This window comes from Vibrio sp. Isolate22 (assembly GCF_022398115.1).
In the GTDB taxonomy this organism is placed as follows: domain Bacteria; phylum Pseudomonadota; class Gammaproteobacteria; order Enterobacterales; family Vibrionaceae; genus Vibrio.
In genome coordinates this window covers 1-5,543 of the sequence record NZ_JAKEUW010000114.1, presented here as the reverse complement: position 1 = coordinate 5,543, position 5,543 = coordinate 1, and the positions used below count along the sequence as shown (strand labels likewise).

Sequence of the window (5,543 nt, the reverse complement as noted above, 5' to 3'; positions counted from 1 at the left end):
GCCTCGGCTTCAAGACCGCAAAGGCATTTAGCCTCAGAGTTAGGTTTAAGAGTCAGTGTAATAAGTGATGCTGTCTGGTGAGACTTTACTATTTTAAAGCCTTCCCAGAATGAAGATAGGAAAGTATGATTCGGCATGAAAACGGTAGTTTGTGTATGATTTTTGTTTGGCGACTAAACCATATCACTTACTACCGTTTTTGTTTTTAGTTCCCGCTAATCCGCGATGAACCAATAAAAAGCCTTCTCCCTTACTAGCAAACAATGAATTGTATGCAGGGTTGATGACCTCGGTCTTAAACCTCGTAGATTCTATTGAACTCACCTTACCAAAGTAAATGTCTGATTGGCTGTACCAATCAGACCTTGAATACACCTTTTTCGTCAGACTTTTAAGTAAATTACCACCTTCTAAAGAAGGTGGCTTTGTGTGAGCCCCCTAAAAGGGGGCCTTTGTTTAGTCCAACGCCAGTTGCTGCTGCTCCACGCGCTCTTTTTTCTCTTGATGTCTTACATAGCGTCGAATGATTTCTTCATTAACCCCTACGCTATCGACAAAATAGCCCCTTTGCCAAAAGTGGTTACCCCAGAGTTTGTTTCTCCTTAAATATGGAAATTTACTAAAGAGTTTTAAAGCTATTTTGCTATGTTTAATTCAACGACTTCACATCCAAGTTGATTACAGTAAACGTTTATACATCGATAAACTTCTTTACCTACATTGTTTTTCAAAATCCTAAATCGATACTTTGGTGTCCACACTATGTGATATTGACATCTCCAAAATACGTGGGAAGCTTGATTATATCTGCTCATGTTATTTGTCCTCTTTGACTTCGCTAAAAATCAAGGGAGCATTTAACATGGGTAGAACTACAGGCAAAGCCAAACTGTGATGATAACCACCTACTGAAGTAGGTGGTTTAGGGCTGAAAATAAAATTCTGTCTCCGTCAGACTCAAAGTAATGATTCAATGCAGAGTCATCATCGATACGCCTAAAAACTTCAGTTTGTAGAGCGTCTTGCTGTAACGCGACTCTCTCTGAACGGTAAATGATACTATCTAGAGCATATTGCGTATCTCTCAAACGTTTACGCAAAATGCTTAATTGGTGATTGGTTAAATTCCCTTTTAAAGGGTTTCCGTCAAAGCTCGAAAAAATGAAATTATCGGGTAAGTTTTCGAAGTATTCTTCTAGTTCAAAGTTGTTTTCCAAATTGAAACCTCGAATCACGAGCTTTCCCGCTCCCTCTTCGTTTAAATACTTTACAAGATTCGACCGCGTAAGCACTTCATCAAAGCATGGGTTGTCAATCAAAGTATTTGGGGAAAGAACTACACCATCTCCAAACGTCATGCCCATCAAAAACCTTTTCCGCAATTCAAAACGATCCAGCTGCCTCACTGAATCACAATTTGAGAGCAGCAATTTTTCTTTGAATAACAAATGAAACTCCTTTTCTTTCCGTTACACATTATCGCGATGAATCATACTTAGTGTATACCCGGACAAACTGAAAAAAACTCCTTTGAATGATATCAACCAACTCCATAAAATCCGATATAAGGTCAAGATTTAGCTAGCAAAAACGGAAAAAATACCAATTCAATACACAACACATGCGTACATTCACAATAATTATTATTTCTCTTGCTACCTAATCGTTAAATTTATAAATTAAATCGAATGCTCATACACTCGGTAACGCTTCTCCAATTATGGATATCAAGTACCAACATTTTGCCAAGACCACATTCTACTTTGCCGTCTCTTTCGTTTTGTCGATGGCATTGCTCATCCCTTTTACACCGTCTCACTATCATGCGCTAACCGAAGAGTCTTCACAGTTAGTTGAAACCAGGCTTCAAGAGATCCAAGCTCGATTTGGCAGCTTTCTCTCAGAGATCACGCCCGACCTTACTTGTGATGCCATCGTGACCGAGCTTCGTCAGAATGTATTCAATGCCGATTGGGTAAAAGAAGCCGCCGTATTCAATAAACAAAACCGTTTTTATTGCTCAACCACCGATGGCGACGTGTCTTTTCGCTTATACAGCACTATCCGAGAAAGGCTCAATGACGATCCAAATTTAACCACCCTGTCTTACTCGAGTGCAGCGATCACTAAAGTGCAATCCATCATGCTTATCTTCTCGAACAAAGATGATGCGGGTGTAAGCCTGATGATACCACCACACTTCATCTACGACCTTGTAGAGTCAAACCTGAGCAGCCACGGCATAAGCTCTAAAGTTGAAGTGATTAAAAGAGATATTCACCCGACCGATCCCGGTTCTTACCTTTCGGAAGTACTCATACAGTCAGACGCCTACCCGCTAGCCATTACTTCCTACATCGGGCACCAGTACTACATACACTTCCTCATGGGCTTCTCGTGGTTTGGGTTTCTTATGGCGGGAATCACCACCATTTGTTTGCTCTCCGCGAAGCATAAAAAGCAGAGCCAACGCAGTTTAGAATATTCCCTCTCTAGCGCTCTGAAAAACAAACACCTGCAAGTTCACATGCAGCCAATTGTCGACCAAAAAACCACTCAGATTGTAGGCTGTGAATCTCTCTTAAGATGGAATGACCCAATTGAAGGGAATGTATCGCCTGCCATCTTCATTCCACTAGCAGAAAGCTTAGGTTTGATAGAAGAGCTGACGTACTTTGTGTTGCGCGAAGTATTGAAAACTATCAAAGGCAATCAAGACCTTTTCGAAGACAAATACATCAGCGTCAACATCAGCCGAAACGTCGTGTCTAACAGTAACTTCGCCCACAAAGTATCAGGCATCTTCAAAAGAAACCCTGAGATTCTAAAGCAGGTGGTATTTGAAGTAACCGAAGATGGTGAGTGCTCGGATGCAGATATGGCAAAGATAAAAGAGAACCTCACCAAGCTGGCGAACATGGGCGTGAAAGTCGCGATTGATGACTTTGGTACTGGCTACTCAGGCTTAGATTTCGTAAGGCAATTTCCGTTCAGTATCCTCAAGATTGATCGCGTCTTCGTGCAGAACATTTCAGACGAGTCCAGCTTTGGTGTCCCTTTGCTAGAGTCCATGCTGCAACTGTCCCGCACTTTAGGCATGCAGGTTATCGTAGAGGGTGTAGAGTATGAATCGCAGGTCAAAGTATTGTCTAAGCTAGGCGTCGACTATATCCAAGGCTTCTATTTCTATAAGCCGATGCCAATCAACCTAACCATCAGTCTGCTCAGGCAGCAACAGCACATTGCTGCGACTCATGAGTACCACATCTCACCAACCTAACAGATGAATGTAAACCGATTAGAGGGCGCCGTTACTGGCGCCCTTTTAAAAGGACTTTCATAAAACCAACACTTGGCACTGGCGTTAAGTGCCAAATGGTGGGGCGCCAAGCGTTAAGCATCAGATCAACTGTCGTGTTTCGCCGATCGTTCAGCGAGCACTTCTTTGAATGCGAACATCCCATTCAGCGCAGCAGGAAAACCAGCGTAGCCAGACATCTGAATGATCACCTCTTTGATCTCTTCTTCACTGCAACCCACATTAAGCGCCGCATTCAAATGCACTTTAAGTTGCGGGGCGCAGTTGCCTAGTGCGGTTAACGCTGCCACCGTCGCAATCTCGCGAGATTTCAAATCCAAGCCTTTACGCGCATAGATATCACCAAAAGGATACTCGATTGTATATTTGGCTAAATCAGGGCTAATGTCTTGTAGGCTTTCGATAACATTTTGCCCGGCTTCACCATCAATCTGTTTAAGTAGTCCTAGCCCTTTTTCAAAACGTGACGTTTCCATTGTATTGCTCCTATGTATTGAATAGGAGCGCAGCATACAAGTTAGAGTTCACTCTAAGTCAACGCACTTTTCCATCTTTATACAGGTCAATTTTGCCTTCCAAAGCGGAAAGATGAGATTGTTGTCGCGCAATATGCGCTTTTAAACTCTGTTGGTGCTGTTCTAACAGAGCTTGACGTTCAAGTACCGTGCTACTGCCCTGCTCCCTTAATCGAGCGTATTCCAATATCTCTTCGAGTGGCATGGCCGTCTCTTTCAGGCGAATGACAAACTCAAGCCACTTTACGTCTTTCGTGGTATACACTCGGTGCCCACTGCCATTACGCTGAACATTTTTAAGCAAACCGATTTTTTCATAGTACCTAAGCGTATGAGCCGACAAACCCACCAAGCTAGAAAACGCCTTCATGTTCATGGTTTTACTTCCTTAATAGCCGAATAAGCGAATACGTTATTTTGGGTAAAGAATACTAACCTCCAAACCAGAAATCATCATCAAAGAAACCCCAGTCCTAGAAGCACAAAAACCAACGATGGAATGAAAAATCCCACGCGTTGGATCCTAAAGTACTTATTAAGCCTAGAGCTCTAGTGCATAGGTACACATAGATTGCTCTTTTTCAGGCACATCCAGTGTGTGTTGCCCCTTAGACTTCAGCGTCGCACCTGCACGTTTCGCAATCTTAACACTGGCCAGGTTACTCTCTAAACAATGGAACTCAAAGGCTTTAACTCCTTGTTCGCTTGCTAAGGTTGGAACAAGAACCTCCAAAATTTGCCCTACCACTCGATTCCCCGTTGCACTGTCAGCAAGCCAGTAGCCTAATTCGCAGACTCGAGTCTCGCGGTGAATTGACTTTACACCAAATACGCCTGAAAACTGTTTTTTGAAGTGTACTGCGAACCACTGTGAGCCTTCGATACCACTGTTCAGTCGACCTTCGATATAAGCTCGCGCACTTTCAAGATCGACCACACTCTTCTCCCAGGGCATATATTTTGATAGGTTCCCCCTGCTTGATTCAACGGCATTAAATAATACAAAAGCATCTGAAACTTTCAGATTTTTCAGGACTATATCTTTAGATATGATTCTTTCCATAACACCTCATTTTTGAATTTTTGTAAAACCACTTAATTAAAGCGCGCGCTTAATGGCTTCTGCTAGCCCGCTCGCGTTTTCCCACGCCATTGAGTGTCCAGCATCTGAAACCACGCTGATCGCTATATCGTGGTTATTCAACCTCTCGGTATCGGTGTCTAGTAAAGATTTACGGCTTTGTTGCGTAATTCAATGGAACTAAATCCAGAACCTACGATCTGAGCAGCTACCTCCACTCTCTCTCGTAGTCCTATGCCTAAGCCTCGTTACAAAACAACCAACTGGAAGCAATACAACCAATCACTCATTAACCGTGGTTCTCTGACCTTTTGGATTGATGAAGAAGCAATAAGCGGGTGGGCGYAAAGCAAACAGAATAAGCGCGGGAGGCCGCGTCGGTTCAGTGATTTAGCTATCACGACAGCACTCATGGTCAAACGAGTTTTTTCTATGCCATTGAGAGCGCTTCAAGGATTTATCGACTCGATATTTAGGCTAGCCCATGTACCGTTAAGTTGTCCGCATTACACCTGCATCAGTCGTAGAGCCAAGCAAGTTGAGGTTTCATTTAAGACTAAAACGAGAGGAGCGATACAGCACCTAGCCATTGATGCTACTGGCCTTAAGGTTTATGGCGATATGGCGA

General features: G+C 43.0%; 6 protein-coding genes and 1 pseudogene. 2 read left to right on the top strand and 5 right to left on the bottom strand.

What is annotated here, in order from left to right:
* Positions 1–456: 456 nt before the first annotated feature.
* Both L1D55_RS26795 and L1D55_RS26790 read right to left on the bottom strand, forming a co-directional pair.
* Positions 457–815, bottom strand: a pseudogene (locus tag L1D55_RS26795) (transposase).
* Between the two features lie 90 nt (positions 816–905).
* A complete protein-coding gene (locus L1D55_RS26790) occupies positions 906–1,448 on the bottom strand; it encodes a hypothetical protein (RefSeq protein WP_239919472.1) in 543 nt (180 codons plus the stop codon).
* A gap of 272 nt (positions 1,449–1,720) precedes the next feature.
* Between L1D55_RS26790 and L1D55_RS26785 the strand changes: the two genes are divergently transcribed.
* Complete coding sequence (locus L1D55_RS26785; RefSeq protein ID WP_239919471.1) at positions 1,721–3,280, top strand: EAL domain-containing protein; 1,560 nt, start codon at positions 1,721–1,723, stop codon at positions 3,278–3,280.
* 125 nt (positions 3,281–3,405) lie between these two features.
* On the opposite strand, the gene L1D55_RS26780 is transcribed toward L1D55_RS26785, so the two are convergent.
* The 3 genes from L1D55_RS26780 to L1D55_RS26770 form a co-directional block, all read right to left on the bottom strand.
* Positions 3,406–3,795 (bottom strand): carboxymuconolactone decarboxylase family protein, encoded by a 390-nt coding sequence (locus L1D55_RS26780; protein WP_239919470.1) that lies wholly within the window; start codon positions 3,793–3,795, stop codon positions 3,406–3,408.
* A 58-nt stretch (positions 3,796–3,853) separates the two neighbouring features.
* Positions 3,854–4,210 carry a MerR family transcriptional regulator gene (locus L1D55_RS26775; protein WP_239919469.1) on the bottom strand — a complete coding sequence of 119 codons (357 nt, stop codon included), beginning with the start codon at positions 4,208–4,210 and terminating at the stop codon, positions 3,854–3,856.
* Between the two features lie 165 nt (positions 4,211–4,375).
* Positions 4,376–4,897, bottom strand: coding sequence for a GNAT family N-acetyltransferase (locus L1D55_RS26770; protein ID WP_239919468.1), 522 nt, complete (start codon positions 4,895–4,897; stop codon positions 4,376–4,378).
* A 252-nt stretch (positions 4,898–5,149) separates the two neighbouring features.
* On the opposite strand from L1D55_RS26770, the gene L1D55_RS26765 reads away from it, so the two are divergent.
* Positions 5,150–5,543, top strand: a 394-nt coding sequence (locus L1D55_RS26765; RefSeq protein ID WP_239919467.1) for an IS5 family transposase, incomplete at its 3' end; no start/stop codon positions are given.

Coding starts and splice junctions, on each gene's coding strand:
- L1D55_RS26785 (WP_239919471.1), top strand. CDS start 1,721: ATGGATATCAAGTACCAACATTTTGCCAAGACCACATTCTACTTTGCC.
- L1D55_RS26780 (WP_239919470.1), bottom strand. CDS start 3,795: ATGGAAACGTCACGTTTTGAAAAAGGGCTAGGACTACTTAAACAGATT.
- L1D55_RS26775 (WP_239919469.1), bottom strand. CDS start 4,210: ATGAACATGAAGGCGTTTTCTAGCTTGGTGGGTTTGTCGGCTCATACG.
- L1D55_RS26770 (WP_239919468.1), bottom strand. CDS start 4,897: ATGGAAAGAATCATATCTAAAGATATAGTCCTGAAAAATCTGAAAGTT.